The sequence below is a fragment of the Mycobacterium bulgaricum genome (assembly GCF_041287165.2).
Lineage (GTDB): Bacteria > Actinomycetota > Actinomycetes > Mycobacteriales > Mycobacteriaceae > Mycobacterium > Mycobacterium bulgaricum.
In genome coordinates this window covers 74952-95803 of record NZ_JBGGKV020000011.1, presented here as the reverse complement: position 1 = coordinate 95803, position 20852 = coordinate 74952, and the positions used below count along the sequence as shown (strand labels likewise).

General features: G+C 66.0%; 19 protein-coding genes. 7 read left to right on the top strand and 12 right to left on the bottom strand.

Annotation, left to right across the window (positions count from 1 at the left end):
- Window positions 1-21 precede the first annotated feature (21 nt).
- From ACAG24_RS23900 to ACAG24_RS23885, 4 genes are all read right to left on the bottom strand, one after another.
- Window positions 22-804 carry an enoyl-CoA hydratase/isomerase family protein gene (locus tag ACAG24_RS23900; RefSeq protein WP_370475077.1) on the bottom strand — a complete coding sequence of 261 codons (783 nt, stop codon included), beginning with the start codon at window positions 802-804 and terminating at the stop codon, window positions 22-24.
- Window positions 801-2087, bottom strand: a complete 1287-nt coding sequence (locus tag ACAG24_RS23895; RefSeq protein WP_370475076.1) for a cytochrome P450 — start codon at window positions 2085-2087, stop codon at window positions 801-803. The genes ACAG24_RS23900 and ACAG24_RS23895 overlap by 4 nt, the downstream gene beginning before the upstream one ends.
- Window positions 2088-2192: 105 nt before the next feature.
- Window positions 2193-3380, bottom strand: a complete 1188-nt coding sequence (locus tag ACAG24_RS23890; protein ID WP_370475075.1) for a CaiB/BaiF CoA transferase family protein — start codon at window positions 3378-3380, stop codon at window positions 2193-2195.
- Complete coding sequence (locus tag ACAG24_RS23885) at window positions 3377-4636, bottom strand: CaiB/BaiF CoA transferase family protein (RefSeq protein WP_370475074.1); 1260 nt, start codon at window positions 4634-4636, stop codon at window positions 3377-3379. The genes ACAG24_RS23890 and ACAG24_RS23885 overlap by 4 nt, the downstream gene beginning before the upstream one ends.
- A gap of 68 nt (window positions 4637-4704) precedes the next feature.
- Here ACAG24_RS23885 and ACAG24_RS23880 point away from each other — a divergent pair, with 68 nt between their 5' ends.
- Window positions 4705-5592 carry an alpha/beta hydrolase gene (locus ACAG24_RS23880; RefSeq protein ID WP_370475073.1) on the top strand — a complete coding sequence of 296 codons (888 nt, stop codon included), beginning with the start codon at window positions 4705-4707 and terminating at the stop codon, window positions 5590-5592.
- Window positions 5593-5610: 18 nt separating this feature from the next.
- On the opposite strand, the gene ACAG24_RS23875 is transcribed toward ACAG24_RS23880, so the two are convergent.
- The 7 genes from ACAG24_RS23875 to ACAG24_RS23845 form a co-directional block, all read right to left on the bottom strand.
- Entirely contained in the window at window positions 5611-6729 is a 1119-nt protein-coding gene (locus ACAG24_RS23875; RefSeq protein ID WP_370475072.1) for an acyl-CoA dehydrogenase family protein, read from the bottom strand.
- Window positions 6730-6832: 103 nt separating this feature from the next.
- Window positions 6833-8020 (bottom strand): acyl-CoA dehydrogenase family protein, encoded by a 1188-nt coding sequence (locus ACAG24_RS23870; RefSeq protein ID WP_370475071.1) that lies wholly within the window; start codon window positions 8018-8020, stop codon window positions 6833-6835.
- A gap of 8 nt (window positions 8021-8028) precedes the next feature.
- Complete coding sequence (locus ACAG24_RS23865) at window positions 8029-8817, bottom strand: enoyl-CoA hydratase-related protein (RefSeq protein WP_370475070.1); 789 nt, start codon at window positions 8815-8817, stop codon at window positions 8029-8031.
- A complete protein-coding gene (locus ACAG24_RS23860; RefSeq protein ID WP_370475069.1) occupies window positions 8810-9673 on the bottom strand; it encodes an enoyl-CoA hydratase-related protein in 864 nt (287 codons plus the stop codon). The genes ACAG24_RS23865 and ACAG24_RS23860 overlap by 8 nt, the downstream gene beginning before the upstream one ends.
- Window positions 9666-10559, bottom strand: a complete 894-nt coding sequence (locus tag ACAG24_RS23855) for an SDR family oxidoreductase (protein ID WP_370475068.1) — start codon at window positions 10557-10559, stop codon at window positions 9666-9668. Before ACAG24_RS23855 ends, ACAG24_RS23860 begins: the two co-directional genes overlap by 8 nt.
- Window positions 10560-10572: 13 nt before the next feature.
- Window positions 10573-11424 carry an amidohydrolase family protein gene (locus tag ACAG24_RS23850; protein ID WP_370475067.1) on the bottom strand — a complete coding sequence of 284 codons (852 nt, stop codon included), beginning with the start codon at window positions 11422-11424 and terminating at the stop codon, window positions 10573-10575.
- Between the two features lie 47 nt (window positions 11425-11471).
- Window positions 11472-12263 carry an enoyl-CoA hydratase/isomerase family protein gene (locus ACAG24_RS23845; protein WP_370475066.1) on the bottom strand — a complete coding sequence of 264 codons (792 nt, stop codon included), beginning with the start codon at window positions 12261-12263 and terminating at the stop codon, window positions 11472-11474.
- Window positions 12264-12334: 71 nt separating this feature from the next.
- Here ACAG24_RS23845 and ACAG24_RS23840 point away from each other — a divergent pair, with 71 nt between their 5' ends.
- From ACAG24_RS23840 to ACAG24_RS23825, 4 genes are read left to right on the top strand one after another with little or no spacing between them, the layout of a single operon-like run.
- Window positions 12335-13558, top strand: a complete 1224-nt coding sequence (locus ACAG24_RS23840; protein WP_370475065.1) for an acyl-CoA dehydrogenase family protein — start codon at window positions 12335-12337, stop codon at window positions 13556-13558.
- Window positions 13555-14772: a CaiB/BaiF CoA transferase family protein gene (locus ACAG24_RS23835; RefSeq protein ID WP_370475064.1), complete on the top strand. Its 1218-nt coding sequence runs from the start codon at window positions 13555-13557 to the stop codon at window positions 14770-14772. The genes ACAG24_RS23840 and ACAG24_RS23835 overlap by 4 nt, the downstream gene beginning before the upstream one ends.
- 48 nt (window positions 14773-14820) lie before the next feature.
- Window positions 14821-15852: a hypothetical protein gene (locus ACAG24_RS23830; protein WP_370475063.1), complete on the top strand. Its 1032-nt coding sequence runs from the start codon at window positions 14821-14823 to the stop codon at window positions 15850-15852.
- A 9-nt stretch (window positions 15853-15861) separates the two neighbouring features.
- Complete coding sequence (locus ACAG24_RS23825) at window positions 15862-17298, top strand: class I adenylate-forming enzyme family protein (protein WP_370475062.1); 1437 nt, start codon at window positions 15862-15864, stop codon at window positions 17296-17298.
- Here ACAG24_RS23825 and ACAG24_RS23820 read toward each other — a convergent pair.
- Window positions 17291-18463 carry a thiolase family protein gene (locus ACAG24_RS23820; protein WP_370475061.1) on the bottom strand — a complete coding sequence of 391 codons (1173 nt, stop codon included), beginning with the start codon at window positions 18461-18463 and terminating at the stop codon, window positions 17291-17293. The two genes, ACAG24_RS23825 and ACAG24_RS23820, sit on opposite strands and share 8 nt — an antisense overlap.
- Window positions 18464-18585: 122 nt before the next feature.
- On the opposite strand from ACAG24_RS23820, the gene ACAG24_RS23815 reads away from it, so the two are divergent.
- Together ACAG24_RS23815 and ACAG24_RS23810 are read left to right on the top strand one after the other, a co-directional pair.
- Window positions 18586-19752, top strand: coding sequence for an acyl-CoA dehydrogenase family protein (locus ACAG24_RS23815; protein WP_370475060.1), 1167 nt, complete (start codon window positions 18586-18588; stop codon window positions 19750-19752).
- Window positions 19749-20834 (top strand): acyl-CoA dehydrogenase family protein, encoded by a 1086-nt coding sequence (locus ACAG24_RS23810; protein WP_370475059.1) that lies wholly within the window; start codon window positions 19749-19751, stop codon window positions 20832-20834. The genes ACAG24_RS23815 and ACAG24_RS23810 overlap by 4 nt, the downstream gene beginning before the upstream one ends.
- The last annotated feature ends 18 nt before the right edge of the window (window positions 20835-20852 follow it).

Sequence of the window (20852 nt, the reverse complement as noted above, 5' to 3'; positions counted from 1 at the left end):
CTCGCCCACACAGATCGTGGGTCAACCCTTCGCGCCCGCCCGCGCGATCATCTTGTCGACGCGCTCCGCATGCTCGGGGGATACCACGCTGTGGCGTTCGGCTGAAATCGCTTGGTCGAGACCGTCCCGCAGAGCCCGGACGGCATGCTGGTTCATCAGTCGCTTGGTGTCCTGTAGAGCCCGGTGCGGAACTCGCGCCAGCTGCTGGGCGACTTCGAGCGCGACTTCGACGGCCTTGCCGGCGGGAACCACGCGGTTGACCAAGCCAATCTCCAAAGCCTCTGCCGCCGTGATCCTCTCACCGAGGAACACGAGGTGTTTGGCCCGCGACAAACCGATTAGAAGAGGCCACAGCATGGCGGCGCCGTCTCCAGGGACCAGACCGACCGCGAGGTGCGGATCGGCAAGGAAGGCCGTCTCGGCGGCCACTGTCACGTCGGAGAGGGCGGCCAGGCTGGCGCCGAGCCCCACCGCCGGACCGTTGACAGCGGCGACGATCGGCTGGGGAAGTTCGATCATTCCGAGGACAGTCGCGCGTGCCTCGGCAAAAACGACGTCGGCGACGTCGGGATCACCGCTGGTGGCCTTCATCAGCGCAAAATCTCCGCCGGCGCTGAAGGATTCACCGGCACCAGTGAGGACCACCGCACGAATCGACCTGTCTGCGCCGACCTCCGACCACACCTCGGCAAGCCGGCGGTGCAGCGTCGAGTCGGCGGCGTTGTGCTGACCGGGCCGATTCAAGGTGATGATCGCGACCGGTCCCTCCCCGTCGACGGTCAGCGGCGGAGCGCCGTCGGTCACGGTCGGAACTCCTTGTCGAACGGGGCATCCTCGACGGGACCGGGGGTGAAGGTGACCGGTTGGGACTTCCAGCCGTTGACCGTGGCGATGTCGCCGTAGGGCTCCGCCCGGTCGCGATCGATGACGTAATCGGGGATGCGGCGCAGCACTTCGCTCAGCATGACGCCGAAGATCACGCGTGCGATATTCGACCCCGCGCACCGGTGCATGCCGATGCCGAAAGCCTGATGCCTGTTCGGGTGCCGCTCGAAGTTGACCGTGTGCGGATCGTCGAACACGTCAGGGTCGCGGTTGGCAGCCGCCCAACTCAACAGAACGCGATCACCGTCGGAGAACTTCTGCCCACGGAATTCGCATTCTCGTGTCACCGTCCGGCCGTTGCCCTGCACCGGCGTGACGTAGCGCAGGAATTCCTCGGTGGCCTTGGGGATCAGCTCCGGTGAGGCGGCGAGCCGGGTCCGCTCTTCGGGATGAAGTTCGAGCCAGTCCAGTGAGCTGGCCAGCAGACCGGTGGTGGTGTCGACGCCACCGGCGACGACCAGGAACGCCATCTCCAATGCGTCTTGCTCGCTCAGAGGTTCGCCGTCGATCCGCGCGGTGACGATCTTGGACATGAAATCGTCGGTGGGATGTGCCCGGCGATCTTCGAGCGCAACCTTGAGACGCTCGAGGAACCCGAAGATGCCGATGTAGGCCTGTTCGAGTTCCTTGCTTCCCGGCGACGCGTAGACAACCTGATGCATCGGCATCGCATACATTTCCCAGTCGTCGAGCGGCAACCCGAGGAACTGCATCGTGAAGATCGCCGGCACCGGATTGCCGATACCGAGGACCAGGTCTCCCTCGCCGGCTTCGATGAAGGAGTCGATGAAATGGTTGGTGAGGTCACGCAGCCACGGCTCCCAGGTCTTCGCGGCCGATGGTGACAGCGGTTTCATCATGACCTTGCGCAGCTCGCCGAGACGGGGCGGATCGGTCTCGATGGGCCCCGAGTGGATCGGGGTGCCCGGGATCGTAATGCCCTGACGCGGACCCTGACCCAGATCGTTCTCCGACGAGTATGTGTCGTCGTCGCGGGCGATCTCGGCGACGTCTTCATATCGGTTCACGATGAAGAAGCCGCCGTAATGTGACGAGTGGGCGACCGGGCATTTAGACTTTCGAATCTGGTCGAAGATCTCGGGCCAGTGTTCGCGGTATTCGGGAGCGTGGTGGTCGAGATCTCGCCCCCCGTTGCGTGCACCGATAAAAGGGGCCGCCTGCGTTTCCGGATCCGCTGTCATCGCACACTCCTCGTCGTGTTCCGGGGCTACGGTACGAATTACAATCTAAACAATATAACTGATTAAAGGCCAGGATTCGGATGACCGAGGTCGATCCGGAATCATTCAGATCACGCCGTCGGACCGGAACTGGCGAATGTCTTCATTGCGGAATCCCAAGCCGCGCAGCAGCGAATCGGTATCCGCGCCCAACGCGGGTGCCGGCCCGCTAACCTGGCCCGGGGTCTGCGAGAGCGCGACCGGGAAATCGGCGATCGGAGCGGCAGCCGGCATTCCCCCGTACGGAACATCGACGAGGTGGCCCGTGCTCTCTACGTGGGCATCCTGCAGCAGGTCCTGTGGATGCAACACCGGGCCCGCGGCAATGCCTGCGGTCTCAAGTTCGGCGAGAACCTGCTCCGTGGACCGTGTCGCGCACCAGGCGGCGAAGATCGACGAGAGGTCGGCGCCGCGTTTACCGCGATCGGTGTCGCTGGCATAGCGGGGATCGTCGAGCAGATCGGCGCGGTCCACGAGATTGCACCAGCGGGCGAACTGGGCGCGACCGACCACCGATGCCATCACGTGACCGTCGGTGGTGGCGGTGATGTCGAACGGAGCCGAGGTCTGCCCCCGGTTCCCCGTCGGCTCTCTGCGCAGCCCCAGCACCTGAGCCTCGACCGTCTCCCGGTTGGCCATCATCAAGCCCGTGTTCAGCAGCGAACCCTGAACGTGCTGCCCGCTGCCGGTGCGATCGCGGGCGAGGAGTGCGGCCAGCGCGCCCATCGCGAGAAGGCTGCCGGTCGCGAAATCGATGTACGGCACCCAGCACCGGGTGGGCGAGCCGGGCTCGCCCGAGAGCGCGATGGCACCACTCATCGCCTGGATCGTGCCGTCGAATCCGATCCGATCCGCATAGGGACCCTTTTCACCGAAGGCAGTGGCAGTGACCAGAACCAAGCGCGGATACCGCTCATGCAGGCTGTCCCAGTCCAACCCCATCCGGTCGCGGGTGGATGCCGGCAGGTTTGCGATCACCACATCCGCACTACCGAGCAGCGCCTCGATGATGGGTGCGGCCTCCGGGCGGTGCGACCGCAGCGTCATGCCCCGCTTTCCGCGGTTACACACCATGAACATCGCACCGGAACCATCGTCGGCGACCGGGGCGATAAAGCGATCGTCGCCACCGCCCGGGCGTTCGATGCGGATCACTTCGGCACCGAGGTCGGCCAACAGCGCCCCACACCACGGACCCGCGACGTGCTTGCCGAAATCCAGTACCCGGATCCCGTCGAGGACAGCCTGGGTCATATCCCGCCGATGACTCTGTCGGCGGCCAGTGCGCGGAGTTCCTCGGCCTCGTAACCGAGCTCCGACAGGACCTCATCGGTGTGTTCGCCGAGCGCAGGCGCGGGCCTGCGGACGGTGAATGGCGCTCCGTCGATCACCGCGGGCGAGCCGACGTAGGTGAAGGGTCCGGCACCAGGATGGTCACCATCGACGATGATCGACCGAGCCTTGATGTGCCGGTCGTCGGCCATCTCCGCAATCGTCCCCGGTACGGGACCGATCGGAATCCTTTGCCGAACAGCAAGATCGGTCCAGTGCTCCTGATCATGCCCGGCGAAGATCTTGTCGAGCTCGGCCCGCAGCGCCGTCTCGTCCTTCCCGAAATCGACCCCCCCGGTTGCCGAGTTGTCGCTGTCGGCGAGGTCGGTGCGACCGATCGCCTCGCAGAACGACCGCCAGAATTTATCCTCGATGGCGGCGAGCATGACGATCTTGTGGTCGCTGGTTTCGTAGAACTGATACTTCGCCCCCGTCCACACCCCGCCGTCGATCGTGGGCAAGGAGCTGCGGTCGGTGAGCCGAGAATCGTTGAGAGCATAAATGACCGAGACCATGGCTTGGGCGATGACGGCATCCGACCCGGCCACGTCGATATGACACCCGAGTCCCGTGCGTTCCCGGGCATACAGCGCGGCACACACCTGCAATGCGGCGTGCACCGCAGCCGCGGTGGTCGCCTCCCCGCCCCGCTCCGTCCCACCGAGGCCCGACGACGGCACCGGGCGCATCAGGCCGTCCTCAGTGCGCGCAACAGGATTGGCGCCGGCCAGGGCAGTCATCATCATGCCGTGGGTGGGGATGGAGTGGTAGGGACCGAGCAGACCGAACCCCGTCACGCTGGCGAAGACGATCCGCGGGTTGCGCTGCCGTTGGCTGTCGTAGCCGATCCCGAGTCGGTCGGTAGCGCCTCCTGCGTTGCCGTCGACGAAGACGTCAGCCGTGTCGAGGAGGCGCCAGAAAGCATCGCGTCCGGCGTCGGTGCGCACATCGATCGCGACGCTGCGCTTGTTGCGGTTGACCTGGAGGTGGGCCGGACTGTGGTGCGGGGTGATCTGCCCCATGAAGTCCCGCAGATAGTCTCCGCGACCGGGGCTTTCGACCTTGATGACGTCGGCGCCGAGATCACCCAGGAGCATGCCCAGTGTGTCGCCGTTGAGAAGCGACGCCGACTCCACCACCCGGACTCCGTCGAGCAGTTTGTTGGCTGTGCCGTCCACCGGTGCTCCCATCGTTCGCGTTCGAGCCGAAGCGTGTCACAATCTAGATAGATGATTATGCTCATTAAGTGACTCCAGAGGGAAGCCGGGTAAACGAGAAGCGCTCCGGTTCGGAGATCGGTGCGGCGCGCGACGTGGTCATCGGCGGCAACGGCGCGTCGCTCAGCGGTACCTTCGACGCGCCCGATGACCCGTTGGCGATCGTGGTGGCACTGCCGGGCGGGGGCTTGACCTCCCGATACTTTCACGGAGCGTTGCACCCGAGCTTGTCGCTGCTGACCCTGGGACGGCGGCTCGGCTACGCGATGCTCGCTCTCGACAGGCCCGGTTACGGCGCCTCGAAAAACATCGAATCGTCGAGCACGACCCTCGCCGGCCAGGCGGCCACCATCTGGGACGTGCTGTCGGCGAGCGAGCTCGTCGCGCCGACGACACCGGTTTTCCTCGTCGGGCACTCCTTCGGTGCCATGGTCGCGCTGCAGATGGCGGGCACGGTCCCGGAGGGGCTTTCGCTGTGGGGTGTGGACTTCAGCGGTATCGGGACACGTCTCGTCGAGGCGGTGGCCGACGGCGGTGCGACGGCCGATATGCGGGCGCTGCATTGGGGGCCGGAATATAACTATCCCGAAGACACGTTCGTCAGAGCCAATATGCCTGCCTCGCGCATGCCCGAGGCCGAACCGGACGAGGCGATGCGCTGGGGCGAACGCGTTGCGGCGGTGACAGCTGCTGTGCGCTGCCCGGTGCGGATCACCCTCGCCGATGGTGAAGGGAACTGGGCGAACGAGCCGGGCGAACTGGCGTCGCTGTTCGTGAACGCCGCCTCGGTGCACCTGGATACGCAGGCGCGCAGCGGACACAACATCAGTCTGAGCTGGGCAGCTCGGGCGTACCACCTACGGGTGATGGCGTTCTTCGACGATTGTGTGCGGGCGCACCGGCTGCTCGCCGATTGATCGCGGGACAGCCCAGCGTCAGACCATGCCGATCAGCGCGGCAATCCGCTCCCTGTGCACCGACGGCGAACCGAACAGGATCTCGGAAGCCTTGGCGCGCTTGAAGTACAGATGCGCGGGATGCTCCCAGGTGAACCCGATGCCACCATGCATCTGAATGCTCTCGGCGGCGATGTGGTAGTACGCCTTTGCGCAGTACACCTTGGCGATCGATGCCGCGAGCGAGAGATCGTCGGCGCCGGCGGCGGCAGCCGTACTGGCATAGGACGCCGCGGATCGTGCCGACTCGAGTTCGACGAGCATGTCTGCACACCGGTGCTTGATGGCCTGAAACGAGCCGATGGCGCGGCCGAACTGTTGTCGCACCTTCAAATACTCCACGGTCATATCCAGGACGGCGGCCGCGCCGCCCACCTGCTCACAGGCCAGCGCAACGACAGCACGGTCAAAGACCTGCGACAGTGTCGCCCAGCCCTGCCCGTCCTCGCCGATGAGCGTCGCGGGGCAATCGCGCAGTTCGACGGTCGCCATCCGGCGAGTCAGATCGAGGACGTCCAGCGGTGTCGTGGTCACGCCGTCCGTGGTGTTGTCGACAGCGAACAGGGACACACCGGCTCCCGTGCGTGCCGCCACGACGATGAGACCCGCGTCGGCGCCGCTGAGCACGTAGCGCTTGGTGCCGTTGAGTGTCCATCTGCCGTCGACAGCGTCCGCGGTCACGGTGATGTCTGACTCATCCCACATCGAAAGTTCCTCGCTCACTGCGACAGTGGCGATCAGAGAGCCTTCAGCAATCGCGGGGAGATAGGTCTCGCAGGCCGACCGGTCCTGCGAGAACAGCAGCGTCGCCGGAGCCAGCACCACTGTGGGCAGCACCGGCCCGGTGAACAGTGAGCGTCCCGCTTCCTCGAGCACGACAGCGATCTCGTCGAAGGTGTAGCCCGCTCCCCCGTACTCTTCGGGAATGGCGAGCGCCTGCATGCCGATCTGCTCGGCGGCGGTGCGCCATGCGTCGGCGTCGTATCCCGCCTCCGCGTCGATCTGGGTGCGGACATCGGCTTCGGCCGAGTATTTGCGGAGAAAGGCCTGCATCACGTCGCGCAGTTCTTCCTGCTCGGAAGTGGTGATCAAGGCCATGAGACATCCTGCCGTTCGAGGAGAGCCGTCGCGGTGGCGGCCGGCGCTGAAATGGCCGCAACGCTGGGAATAAACAGTAACATGTTTGTACTGATTACAAGGTTCACCGTGGGAGTCCGAGAACCCGCTCGGAGATGATGTTGCGCTGGATTTCCGAGGTCCCGCCATAGATCGTCTCGGCTCGGGACAGAAGGAACAGTTTGCGCGCTTCGGTGGCCGCGCTGTCGGCCGCGTCGTACTGCGCTGCCGCACCGTGGATGTCCATGGCCAGTTCACCCATCTGCTGGTGGTGGACAGAGGCGAACAGCTTGCTGACGGTCGCTGCCGCAGCCGTGGCCGCTCCGGGGTGGGTCGCCTCGCCGTCGAGCAGGTCGGCCACCACCCGCAGGTTGGTCGAACGCATCACATTGACGCCGATGTAGGCATCGACGAGCCGTTGCCTGATCCACGGATCATCCAGCACTGCAAGGGTTCTCGCGGCGGTAACGAGTTCCTCCACCTCACGTTGCATCGCCAGCTGAAGCGGCATCAACGCGCTCCCCCGTTCCATGCCCAACGTGGCCATCACCACCGACCACCCGTTGCCGACCCCACCGACCACCATGTCCGCGGTGGTTCGCGCGTCGTTGAAGAAGCACTCGCTGAATTCCTTTGACCGGGCCAGGTTCTCGATGGACCGCACGTCGACGCCAGGCTGGTCGACGTCGACCAGCAACAGGCTCAGCCCCTTGTGCCGCAGCGATACGTCCGGATCGGTGCGGCACAGCACGTACAGCCAGTTCGCGTAGAGGCCGAAGGTCGTCCACACCTTCTGCCCGTCGATGTGCCAACCGGAGTCGTCGGCGACCGCCTTGGTGCGCACGGCCGCCAGGTCCGACCCCGCCCCGGGCTCGCTGAAGCCCTGGCCCCACATCTCCTCGACGCTGAGAATCTTGGGCAGGAAACGCATCTTCTGTTCTTCGGAGCCGAACGCCAACAGCGTCGGACCGAGGAGTTCGAGAGCCTGGGTGTTGACACGGGCGGGCGCGCCGGCGCGGGCGTACTCGTACTCGAACACGATCTCCTCGGCCAGACCGGCCCCCCGCCCGCCGTACTGGGTGGGCCAGGTCAGGCCGAGCCAGCCCCCTGCCGACAATTCGCGCTCCCACGCCACCCTGACGTCCCACGCCGTGTCGTCGGTGGGACTGCCGATGCCGCGGTAATCGGCGAACTCGCCGACCAGATGTTCGGCCAGCCAGGTGCGCACCTCGTCACGGAATTGCGCCTGTCCTGGTGCGATGTCGATGTCCATGGTCCGCCTCAGAAGTTGATCGGGGTGTAGGGCGGGAAGGCCGGTGGGCGCTTCTCGGTGAGGCTCGCGACTCCCTCGGCGAAGTCAGGCTGCGCCTTGGCCAGCGTGAGCAGATGTTGGGCCCGCACCCGGGCCGCCTCCATCGTGGACTCGCAGTCCCGCCAGATCTGCGACTTGATCATCGCCATCGCCACCGGCGATACGCTCGTGGCAAGCGTGTGGGCGAACTCCAGAGCGTCGTCGAGTACCCGGCCGGGCTCCGAGACACGTTGCACCACACCGAGTTTTTCTGCCTCTTCCGCCAGGAAGACCCGGCCGGTGGCCAACAGATCAAAAGCGTGGGCCGGTCCGACTAGCCGCAGCAGCATCCAGGCGCTGGCATCCTCGGCGGGCAGGCCGCGCTTGGAGAATGCGGTGCTGAACTTGGCCCCGGCGGCGGCGAACCGGTAGTCGAAGTTCAGGGCCTGGGCGAGACCGATCCCCGCGCAGGCGCCGTTGATGGCGCCGACGATCGGCTTGGGAATGGTCGTGGCATAGGTCTGCGGCCGCCGGTTGGCGGTGTAGCGGGCGCCGCCCGACAGGCCGGCGAGAACCTCCGGGTCGAGGCCCGGCACGAAGGACTTGCCCGCGCCGGTCACCACGATGACCCGGACCGCGGGATCTGTTGCCGCACGATCGAGGGCGCTGTAGAACTCGGCTTCCATCTCTGCAGTCCACATGTTGCGGCGTTCGGGCCGACTCAACGTCAGCACCACGGCGCCTTCTGCGTCGACCTCATAGCACACCACCTCAGACATCGAGACCTCCTGGCGCGCCAGCACTCTCAGGGAGCGCGACATTCTTCGACGTGGCGAACACAGGCGCCCGCTTCTCCAGGAACGACTGCACTCCCTCTGCCGAATCGGGTTGACGTCCCATCCATCGGAAGATCTCCCACTCCCGTGCGAACGCCGCTTCCCGATCGTCCTGGCCGAGCATCTCGTACAACAGCTGTTTGGTCACCCCGACGGACGCCGGCGCGGTGTTGGCCGCGATGTCGGCGGCGATCTCGCGGGCACGCGCAAGCACCCGGTCGCCGGGCAGCGCCTCGCTGGCGAGTCCGAGTCGTACCGCCTCGGCGCCGGTGAAGAGCCGTCCGGTGAGCAGTAGCTCGGTCGCGACAGACAGTCCGACGAGTTTAGGCAACAACCACAACGAATTCTGCTCGGGGATCAGCCCCCGGCGGGTGAACACGAAGCCGTATTTGGCGTTCTCGTTCACGATCCGGATGTCCCACTGCACGGGGAACGTGAGTCCGATGCCGACCGCAGAACCGTTGAGGGCACCGATGATCGGGGTCCGCATCCGCCACGGTCGCGGTCTCTGCGTGATTTCCGTCTTGGCGAGGCGATGCTGCTCAGCGTCGAACGCGAACGCGTTGCCTCCAGGTTCCATGTCCGCACCGGCAGAGAAGAGTTTGCCCGCCCCGGTCACGACGATGACCCGCACGTCGTCGTCCGCATCGAGCGATTCGAACCGACGATGGAGTTCGACCTGCATGGCCCTGGTGAAGGCATTGCCGCGGTCGGGGCGGTCCAGCCAGACCGTGGCCACCGCACCCGCGGTCTCGACTCTGATGCCGTCGCCGACCGCCGTCGAGACGGTCTCAGGCACGAGGGACACCGGAGCCGTCGGAGTTGGGCCGCGCCTCGGCGAGAAGCCCGGGGATCACCTCGCCGAGTTCGGCCGGATCCCAACGGGCGTCGCGGCTGACTCCCGGCCCCTTCACCCAGCCCTCGGCGACCGAGATCGACCCCGCCTTGACGTTGAACACCCTGCCGGTCACGTCGGCGGCCTCCGCCGACGCCAGCCAGACCACGATCGGCGCGATGTTGGCCGGTGAGCCGGCGTCGAATCCCGTGCGCTCCTTGATCTCGGCCATCGCGGCCACGTAGGTGTCGAGCCCCTCGGTCATCTGGGTCAGGGCACTCGGCGCGATGGCGTTGACGGTGATGCCCAGGCGCGCGAGTTCGTCGGACAGGATCACCGTGAACGATGCGATCGCTGCTTTGGCTGCACCGTAATTCGACTGCCCCACATTGCCGTACAGGCCCGATGGCGACGATGTGTTGATGATGCGCGGGTGATCGACCGGGTTGCCCGCCTTGTGCTTCTCCCGCCAGTAGGCCACGGCGTGCTTGGTCGGAGCGAATGTTCCCCGCAGATGCACTTTGATGACCGCGTCCCACATGTCGATGTCCATGTTCACGAACATCTTGTCGCGCAGGATCCCCGCGTTGTTGACGAGGATGTGCAGGTCGCCGAAGGTGTCCAGCGCCGTCTTAATGAGCTGTCCCGCGCCGTCCCACTCCGAGATGTCGCTCTTGTCTGCGACAGCCTCACCGCCCATCGCGCGGATCTCGTCGACGACGTCTTGCGCCGGCCCGAGGTCATTCACCACAACCTTCGCGCCCTGCCGGGCGAATTCCAATGCATGTTCGCGGCCGATACCGCCGGCCGCGCCGGTGACGACGGCAACCCGTCCTTCGTGAATTCCCATCAGAGCTCTCCTGTCACTTGGGCGGCCCGAAGACCGCGCGGGCGTTGGCCCCGAGGTAGCCGGTCTGGGACTGGCCGGTGAGTGCGACCGCCCGGCCCTCGGTGATCGTGCGATCGAACGGAAGGATCGGATAGTCCGAGGCCCACATGAGCTTGTTCGGGTTGCGCTTCTCGGCGAAACGCACGACGTCGGCCGGGATGTATTTGGGCGCCCAGCCGGCCGTCATCGCAAAGACGTTGGGGTGCTTGACGAGCATCGCCACCGTCTCGGAAATCCAGGGGTCACCGAGGTGACTCATCACAATCTTCAAATCGGGGAACGCCAACGCGACCTCGTCGACCAGGATGGTGCGCTGCAGCTTGGCGGGTTTCATCGGTCCGGGAACTCCGACGTTGATGGAGACAACGGCATCCTCGTCGCACGCGGCCGTGTAGAGGGGGTAGGCCAGCTTGTCGTCGATCGCGATCCCGGTGAACATCGGAATGATGCGGAAGCACTTGATGCCGTACTCGCGAACGGCGATCCGAACGTGGCGCGACGCTTCATAGCCCAGGCGCGGATCAATGCCTACACTCGTGACGAACCTGCCGGGGTGGTCCGACTGAATGCCGGCAAGGCGCTCACATGTCTCACGGAGGACGGTCTCCCCGGTCTTGGTCCCGTGCACGTAGGGCGGTGTGATGTCACGCGGAGCCTTCGACAACACCCCGCCGGCCATTCCGAGGCGATCCATCTCAGCGATGACGTCGGCCATCGTCTCCCCGCCCTCGTAGGCGCTGTTCCCGCGTTTGAAGCGGGCAACCACCGATGGGTCGGGGGTCACCTCACCCGGCAGATAGGGCAGATTTATCCAGGCGTCGAACACGTCGACGGCCTGTTCGTGATCGCTGATGGTCGAATCCTCTCGCTAGGTCAACGGCCGACGAAACTGGCCGGACGCCTTTCTTTCATGGCCGCCAACGCTTCCGCGGCATCCTCGGTGGCCGCCACTACGGCGAAGTGGGAGGAGATCATGTCGAGTGCGGTACGGAGATCGATGTCGGCCGATTGATACGTCGCGCGCTTAATCATTCGCACGGTCACCGGCGGCATGGCAGCGATCGACTGGGCGAACGCAGCAGTCGCGGCCGTCAGGTCCTCAGGGGCGGCGAGTCTGTTGACCAGGCCGATGCGCAGCGCCTCGTCGGCGTCGATGAACTCGCCGGTGAGCAAGAGCTCCAGCGCCTTCGACGTACCGACAAGCCGCGGCAGGTAGTACGCGCCGCCGTCGCCGGGAGTCAGGCCGACTTTGACGTAGCCCTCGGACACCCGCGCCGAGGTGGACATGATCCGGAGGTCGCACATCAACGCCATATCGAGCCCCGCCCCGACGGCCGCCCCGTTGATCGAGGCGATCACGGGCTTGTCCAGATCCGCCAGCGCCAACGCCACCAGATGAATCTGGTCGTGCAATTGACTCTTACGCTGCAGAGGAGTCAAGTCGGGGTCCGCATTGGAGATCTGCCCGAGATCAACCCCCGAACAAAAGGCCTTGTCCCCGGTTCCGGTCAGAACCACCACTCGCACGTCGTCGTCGTGACGAACTTGCCGAAGAATCTCGGCCCATCGCCCAATCATGGTGAAGGTGAACGAGTTCCGAGATTCTGGGCGATTGAGTCGGATGGTGCCGACGCCGCCGTCGACCGTCCAGACCAGATCCTCCACGCGATTCCTCCTAGCCACACGGACAAGCCCGGGCTCGATTTAATCCGCTAAACCATTGTACTATACGACACATGGCGGCGGCTCCGGGCGACTCGATATCACTACCCCTCTCGAAAGCCGACGAGGACTTCCGTGACGAGGTCCGCACCTGGCTGAGCGCGCACCTGACCGGCGACTTCGTCGGCACCGCCGATCGTGGCGGCCCCGACGACGACGACAACTGGGCACTGCGCCGGCGGTGGGAGGCCGAGCTCGCCGCGGGAGGCTGGCTGGGGCTGTCCTGGCCCGCCGAGTACGGCGGGCGGTCCGCGACGATGACACAGGAGATCATCTTCGCCATGGAATGCGCAGCGGCAGGCGCTCCGCCGCGGGCAGCCTTCCACGGGGAGACGCTGATGGCGCCGACGGCGCTGGCGCATGGCACCGAAGAACAGAAGTTACGGCTGCTCCCGCCCATGGCCCGGTCGGAAATTGTCTGGTGCCAGGGGTATTCCGAACCCGGCGCCGGTTCGGACCTGGCGAACATCTCGACCAGGGCCGAACGCGACGGCGACGAATGGGTGGTCTCCGGGCAGAAGATCTGGACGACATTCGCCCAGCACGCCGATTGGATCTTCGCGATAGTGCGCACCGCACCCGGCTCCAAACGCCATGCCGGCCTGTCTTACATGTTGCTGCCCCTCGACCAACCTGGCGTCACCGTGGTTCCGATCCGAACCATGTTGGGCGACAGCGGTTTCAACGAGGTGTTCTTCGACGGGGCACGGACTTCGGTGGACAACGTCCTCGGCGCGGAGGGCGAAGGCTGGAGCGCAGCCATGACGACCCTGGGCCACGAGCGGGCGACCTCAGTATTGAACTACCAGTTCTCGTTCGGTCGGGAGATGCGGCAGCTGCGGGCGCTCGCGTCACGGCGGGGCGCGCTCGATGACCCGATCCTGCGGCATCGTCTCGTGGACTCGTACATCGGACTTCAGATCATGGCGTACAACAATCTGCGGTCGCTGTCGGGGGCGTTGCGCGACGGCAAGTTCGGTCCCGAGGCGTCCATCGGCAAGTACTACTGGTCTCGCTGGCATCAGCAGTTCTGCGAGGTGGCGATGGACGTTCTGGGCCCCGATGCCCTGCTGGGCACCGAGTGGACCTCAGGTCCGGAACCTCAATCCGAGGCGGTCCGGCGCGCGTTCGTCCGGGCTCGCGCCGAGACGATCTACGCCGGCACCAGCGAAGTGCAGAAGAACATCATCAGCGAGCGCGTGCTCGGGCTACCCCGGGAACCGAAGGTCACCTCGTGAGCGGACCCCTGACCGGCATCCGGGTACTGGACCTCAGCCGAATCCTGGCCGCCCCGTTGACGGCTCAGCTGCTCGGCGATCTCGGCGCGGAAGTGATCAAGGTGGAGAGGCCGGGCAGCGGCGACGACGCCCGCCAGTATGGACCCCCATTCCACGGCGCCCCCTCCGATCAGCAGTCCGGCTTCTATTTGAGCGCGAATCGCAACAAGCGCTCCGTGACGATCGATCACTCGCAGCCCGACGGCGCGGAACTGGTCGCAGAACTAGCGGAACGCTCCGATGTGCTCATCGAGAACTATCGCGGCGGTGTTCTGGCGAAGTACGGCCTGGACTACGCCACCTTGCGGACACGCAACACGGGGTTGGTGTATTGCTCGGTCACCGGATTCGGTCAGGACGGCCCGCTCGCCAACAGGGCCGGATACGACGGCGTCTTCCAGGCGATGTGCGGAATGATGAGCGTGTCCGGGGTCCCTGACGGTGAGCCGGGGGCCGGACCGATGAAGGTCGGAGTGTCCATGGTCGATGTCCTGACCGGGTTGTACGCAGCCTCGGCCATCGTCGCGGCACTGCACCATCGCGACACCGGAAGCGGGGCGGGACAGCACATCGATCTGGCACTGCTCGACTGCGGCGTCGCCGCGCTGTCGCACTACGTGCAGAACTACTTCGTCTCGGGTGTCGCCGCACCGCGGCGTGGCAACGGCGGGTTCGGCGGGATTCCGTCGCAGGCATTCCGCTGTGCCGACGCCGAGATCTTCGTTGTTGCTTCGACCGCCAAACAGTGGTCGGCGTTGAGTGCGGCGTTGGGGCGTCCCGAACTGGGCGCCGACCCTCGGTTCAGCACCGTGTCGGCACGCATCGCGAATCGCGATCTGGTGCTCGACACCCTGAGCGGTATCTTCGCCGAGCAGGACGCCGACTACTGGGTCCGCCGACTCGACGACGCCGACGTGCCGGTCAGCCCCGTCAACACGATGGCAGGCGTGTTCGAGAACCCTCAGGTTCGGCATCGGGGAATGAAGCGCACGATCTCCGCTGCCGGCGGTGGTTCAATCGACGTCCTCGCCAACCCAATTCGGTTCTCCGACACAGTGATAGACACCTATACGGCTCCTCCTCTATTGGGGGCAAACACCCGGGAGGTCCTTGAATCCGTGCTGGGCAAGACCGACGAACAGATCGACGCCCTGCAGATCCGCCACACCATCTGATCTTCGCCATCGAACTCCGCAACGTTGCACTGAAAGGCGACCAACCACATGACAGCTGTACCTACCCACGAGTCCGCTACCCCGACAGGCACATTCGACTACTCGGCGCTAGCATCGGCGCGCGCGTTCGACGCCCGAGATTTCGTCACCGACAACTCGATTCTCGGCCTGCAGCGCGAAGCGGGCTACATCTGGGGCACAGTGCGCGACGACGAAGGGGCGCTCTACACGATAATGCGCAGGATCGCGCCGACGGCGCCCGGTGCAAGCGACGACGGCCGCCAATCGCTGGGCGGTAAGCTCATCCTGACCGCTTCCAACACCGGCAAGGACGGTCTGCATCTACGCAGGGAACCACGGTTCGCGGTCGACAGTTCGGCGATCACCGGCACGTTCGACGGTGGCAACTCGGCGACCTTCGCCTCCGAGCCCGGTGCCGACGGCGAGCCGATGCGGTTGGTCCTCGGCACCGACTTCGCCTACTCGGAGCGCGGCGTGATCGATGTGACCGGCCAGCTGGTCGCGCAACCGTTGCAGTGGTTCCTCCCCGGCCGTGAACACGCATTGCTGTACATCACGCAGACGTTCCTCGTCGACGGAGAACTCGCAGGCCGGTCGGCGCGCGGATTCCTGTTCTGGGAGGAAGCCTGGATGTATCCGGGCGGACGCCTCTACCGCGACAAGGATCCGCTCCACGATGCCGAGTACCTGACGTGGTACTCGTGGGCTAACCACTACGCGGACGGCAGCACCGAGATCGGTCATTACCTGTTCGGCCAGCGCAATTTCCACGTCGGGGTGTCGGCACACAGCGACGGCACCGTGCGCTCCGCGCGGCAGATGGACATCGAGATCACCCGAGCCGCGGACGGCTATTGGCATGACGGCATCTCCTACGAGATCGACGGGACGGCGTGGGTCTGCGAACCCGATCCCCACGGCCACATGCGCGGGCTGGGTGACATGCCCAACCCCCAGCAGGAAGGGTGGATGCACCGCGTCGGCGACGACCGCAAGCCGGAGGTCTGGATGGCATGGGGCGAAACGGTGCCTGCGGCGGGAAATCACCGGCGTCGTTAGCATTCGACGGTGACCGACAGTGGCTATGCGGGCATCCTTGCGGACGCAGCGGTTCGTTGGCCCGACCGCAGTACACTGCACTTCGAGGGCGCGACGTGGACCTATGGCGACCTTCACGCCGCAGTGTTGCGGGCTTCGGGACATCTCGCGGCGGCCGGCGTCGGCGTAGGCACCCGGGTAGCGCTGCTGATCGAGAACTCGCCGCTGTACCTGATCGCCCAATTTGCCCTCGCGCGCCTGGGCGCCGTCTTCGTCACGCCGAATCCCTACTGGACCACCCGGGAGACCTCGCACGCATTGCAGGCCGCCCGGGTGGACTGGGTGCTGCACAGCGACGGCATGGAGCCACCGCCCGATTCGGCCGACGCTGCGCTGCCCGCCGAATCGCTGCTGCTCGCGTCATCGTCGCCCGACGCACCCGCCCTTCGCCCGGACCCGTTGTCCCACCGATACATTCCGTTCTCCTCGGGCACCACCGGGATGCCCAAGGGAGCCGTCCACACCGACGGGAGTCTGTGCGGCGCGGTTCGGCAACTACGTCACCACTTGGCCTTATCGGAATCGGACCGCATTCAGATCGCACTGCCGCTGTGCCACATCTTCGGTACGACGATGAGTGCAGCCGCGATCAGCGTGGGCGCACCCATCACCGTGTTCCGGCGCTTCGACCTCGAGGAGTCCCTGCGCCATATCGTCGACGCCGGTGTCACGGTGTGGCCGATCGCCGGGGCCATGGCCCAACGCCTCGTCGAGCGTCCCGACCTCCCCGACCTCGACCTCAGTGCACTGCGCTTCTTCATGTGGGGTGGCAGTGCCGTCCCACCGGGCCTCGCCCGCCGGATCACCGCGGCGACCGGGGTCCGGTTCCTCTGCTCCTACGGCATGACCGAGGCGATGATGGTGGCCTTCAATCCTGTTGCACAGCCTGACCTCTGGCGCCTCGACTCCCCCGGCTTCCCCACCGAGGGCACCGCGCTGCGTCTCACCGACGCGGGCGAACTCGAGGTGCGCGGACCCAGCGTGGCGGCCGGATATGCCGGGGTCCGATCGGAGGCGTTCACGCCGGACGGGTGGTTCCGAACCGGAGATCTGGCCCACATCGACGACGACGGCCGTGTGACGATCGTCGACCGGATCAAGGACATGATCAAGGTGTCCGGCTTCCAGGTTTCACCCGTCGAAGTGGAATCCGCGCTGTCGGAGCATCCGGACGTCGCCGAGGCCGGAGTCGTCGGCCGACCGGATGCGCGCGATGGCGAAGCTCCGGTGGCATTCGTCGTCTCCCGTGCCGTGGTGACCGAACAGGCACTGACGCAGCATCTCTCGACCCGGCTGGCGACTTATAAACGACCCCGTGAATACCGCTTCGTCGACGCGCTGCCGCGCACCGTGGGCGGCAAATTGCGGCGGCGGGCGCTGGCCGAATGGGCGAACGACGTCAGCTGATCGACTCGTAGATGGTGGCGTTGGCGGTGCCACCGCCTTCGCACATGGTCTGCAGGCCGTAGCGGGTGCCACTGCGCTTGAGGTGGTGCACCAGCGTCGTCGCCAGACGCGCGCCTGAACAGCCGAGCGGATGGCCGAGCGCGATGGCGCCGCCGACCGGATTCAGATGCGCCTGCGCAGCACCCGTGACCTCCTGCCAGGCCAGCGGCACCGAAGCGAACGCTTCGTTGACCTCGAAGGCGCCGATGTCATCGATGGACAGCCCGGATCGCTTCAAGGCCAGCGCAGTGGCGGGGATCGGGCCGGTCAGCATCTTGACCGGGTCGTCTCCGGTGACCACGGCAGTGTGGATACGCGCCAGCGGGGTCAGACCGAGCGCCGCTGCCCGCTCGGAGGTGGTGATCAGGACGGCCGCCGCCCCGTCCGAAATCTGGGAGGCGTTGCCCGCGGTGATACAGCCGTCCTCCAGGAACGGTGTCTTGAGGCCCGCGAGCTTCTCGACGGTGGAACCGCGCCGGATACCTTCGTCGGCGGTGACCTTACCGTCCGCGGTGGACACGGCGACGATTTCATCGTCGAACCATCCGGCGTCCTGCGCCGCGGCCGCCCGCTCGTGCGAGGCGATGGCATACTCGTCGAGTTGGGTGCGTGAAAGTCCGTACTCCTTGGCGATGAGTTCGGCACCCGCACCCTGATTGAATCGCCCGTTGAAGCCAGGCGCCTTCAGCGCCTCGGCGTAGCGTTGCACCGCCGGGCCGCCCATCTCGCCTGTTCCGGGCACCGTGGAGGCCCCCATCGGAACGGCCGACATCATCTCGACGCCGCCGGCGACGACGATGTCGGCGAAGCCCGCGATGACGGTCGCCGCTGCCGTCGAGATCGCTTGCTGGGAGGATCCGCACTGGCGGTCGAGGGTGAACCCCGGCACCGATTCCGGCCAGCCGGCCGCCAACGCCGCCATGCGCCCGATGTTTCCGGACTGCTGACCGACGCTGAGCACGTTGCCCCAGTGCACGTCGTCGACAAGACCGGGATCAATACCGACCCGTTCCACCAAGACGTTGAGGACATGCGCGGACAGCTCTACGGCGTGGACGTGCGCGAGCCCCCCGTTTCGCTTGCCGATGGGCGTGCGGACGGCGGTGGCGATGACGGCATCACGCATTCTGGCTCACCTCTCACGGTGGCGGCCCCGGGCGGGCAACCTCAATCAGTTGAATATATTAACCATATGTATGCTGTGGGTCGTAACGTAGCTGACGTTCTGAGTTGTTGGAGAGGGTGTCGATGACCGTTTCGCTCGTTCCCAGGCACCGGCCGCTACCACCGGAGACCGAAGATCTGCGTGCCGACGTGCGTGAGTTCTTGCGGGCCGACCACGCGGAGTTCGGCTGGGACGCACGGGTGGACTCCTGGATCTCGTCGTGGGATCCGGAGTTCAGTCGCCGGCTCGCGTGCCGGGGCTGGGTCGGTATGACCATCCCGCAGGAGTACGGCGGCCGCGGGCGCACCCACGTGGAACGGTTCGTCGTCATCGAGGAACTGTTGGCCGCCGGCGCACCGATCGCAGCGCACTGGGTGGCCGACCGCCAGGCCGGGCCCTCACTTCTCAAGTACGGCAACGATACTCAGCGCCGACAGTTCCTTCCCGCCATCGCAGCGGGTGAGTGCTTCTTCGCCATCGGTATGAGCGAGCCCGAGTCGGGATCAGACCTCGCCAGCGTGCGGACCAAAGGCGTCCAGGTCGACGGCGGGTGGGAGGTCACCGGGACCAAGGTCTGGACTTCGGGAGCACATCACTCCCATGCTTTCGTTGTCCTGGCCCGTACCAGCCCGCTCGATTCGGGCAAGCGCCACGAGGGCTTGAGCCAGTTCCTGGTACCGCTGGACTCGCCGGGCATCGACATCCGTCCGATCAAATTGCTGACCGGCGCTCATCACTTCAACGAGGTTGTGATGACCAAGGTCTTCGTGCCGGACCGCATGGTGCTCGGCGCCCCGGGGGACGGCTGGAAGCAGGTCACGTCCGAACTCGGCTTCGAGCGCAGCGGACCCGAACGCATTCTGTCCTCACAACCGCTCCTCGATGCTCTCGCCGCCGAAGGCCACGGAGACTCCGATTGGGAACCACCCTGGAGGGCAGCCGATCTCGGGACGCTGATCTCGCAGCTGACGGCATTGCGCCAGTTGTCGGCCTCGGTGGCGGCGGCGCTGTCGGCAGGTGAGGATGTCGGGGTCGCGGCAGCAGTCGTCAAGGACCTCGGTACCCGCTACGAGGGCGCCGTGGTCGACACCGCGGCGCGGTCGGCGGACACCGCCCCGACAAGTGACACGTCCGATGCTGCGACGCGACTCCTCGCTGAAGGCATCCTGCACGCACCGGGTTTCACGCTGCGCGGTGGTACCAACGAGATTCTCAGCGGGGTCGTGGCCCGCGGACTGGGGTTGCGATGACCGCCGGAACCGAAGACTTCACCGAGCTCGAGGCGCTCGGGGAGCTTGCCGACGACATCTTCGCGGCGGCGACCGAGCCCGTGCTCGACGTGCAGGAGGTCGCGCTCGCGTTCGACGCCAAGCTCTGGGCGACCTTACACGAGTCTGGCCTCACCCTCCTCACCACCCCTGAGTCCGACGGTGGGAGCGGCGCAGGGCCGAAGGAAGCCGCGGTTCTGCTGGAGAGCGCCGGTTTTCACGCCGCGCCGGTGCCATTGGCCGAAAACGACCTGCTCGCCGGCTGGCTGCTCCGCCAAGCGGGACTGGCCTTGCGCGATGGCCCCCTGGCTGCGGCAATCTGTCCCGTAGGCCCGTTGGACAACCGGCTGGAGGCGACCGCCGACTCGGCCGCGTGGGCGGCAGTGGCGGAGCATCTCGTGGTGGCGGGCAACGGGTTCGTGGCCGTGCTGGGCCGCGACGAATACGCCGTCGACGACGGTACCGACATCGCCGGCCAGCCGGCGGGACGGATCCGGATCTCCACGGACCTGACGGCCGACCAGATCGGGCACACGACCGGCCCGATACTCTTCGAGCTGTTTCAGCGCGGAGCCTTCTCCCGGGCACTGCAGACCTGCGGCGCCCTGCGGCGGGCACTGGAACTGTCGTGCGAGCACGTGTTACAGCGTGAGCAGTTCGGTCGTCCGATCGCGAAATTCCAGGCAGTACAACAACTTGTCGCCGACTCCGCGGGGGCACTGGCGCTGGCGAAGGCGGCCGCTGATTTCGCCACCGAGATCGCGAGCACGCACGGTTTCGGGACCGCGCACATGGAGTTCGCCGTGGCCGTGGCCAAAATCGAGAGCGCACGCGCCGCCACCGTGGTAGCCCGCAACGCTCATCAGGCGCACGGTGCGATCGGGTTCACGCTCGACCACCGGCTGCGTCACTTCACCGGCAGAGCCCTCGCATGGCGCTCGGAGTTTGGCTCCCAACGGTTCTGGGAGCAACGCCTGGGTGAAATCGCCCTGCGCTCCGAGGGCACGGTGTGGGACCTCGTCACCGAGATGAGCTCGACGGCCCCTCGGCCCGAAATCAACTGAATCTGTCAACCAACACTC

Coding starts and splice junctions, on each gene's coding strand:
- ACAG24_RS23895 (WP_370475076.1), bottom strand. CDS start 2,087: ATGACAGCGGATCCGGAAACGCAGGCGGCCCCTTTTATCGGTGCACGC.
- ACAG24_RS23890 (WP_370475075.1), bottom strand. CDS start 3,380: ATGACCCAGGCTGTCCTCGACGGGATCCGGGTACTGGATTTCGGCAAG.
- ACAG24_RS23875 (WP_370475072.1), bottom strand. CDS start 6,729: ATGGCCTTGATCACCACTTCCGAGCAGGAAGAACTGCGCGACGTGATG.
- ACAG24_RS23870 (WP_370475071.1), bottom strand. CDS start 8,020: ATGGACATCGACATCGCACCAGGACAGGCGCAATTCCGTGACGAGGTG.
- ACAG24_RS23865 (WP_370475070.1), bottom strand. CDS start 8,817: ATGTCTGAGGTGGTGTGCTATGAGGTCGACGCAGAAGGCGCCGTGGTG.
- ACAG24_RS23855 (WP_370475068.1), bottom strand. CDS start 10,559: ATGGGAATTCACGAAGGACGGGTTGCCGTCGTCACCGGCGCGGCCGGC.
- ACAG24_RS23840 (WP_370475065.1), top strand. CDS start 12,335: ATGGCGGCGGCTCCGGGCGACTCGATATCACTACCCCTCTCGAAAGCC.
- ACAG24_RS23830 (WP_370475063.1), top strand. CDS start 14,821: ATGACAGCTGTACCTACCCACGAGTCCGCTACCCCGACAGGCACATTC.
- ACAG24_RS23820 (WP_370475061.1), bottom strand. CDS start 18,463: ATGCGTGATGCCGTCATCGCCACCGCCGTCCGCACGCCCATCGGCAAG.
- ACAG24_RS23815 (WP_370475060.1), top strand. CDS start 18,586: ATGACCGTTTCGCTCGTTCCCAGGCACCGGCCGCTACCACCGGAGACC.
- ACAG24_RS23810 (WP_370475059.1), top strand. CDS start 19,749: ATGACCGCCGGAACCGAAGACTTCACCGAGCTCGAGGCGCTCGGGGAG.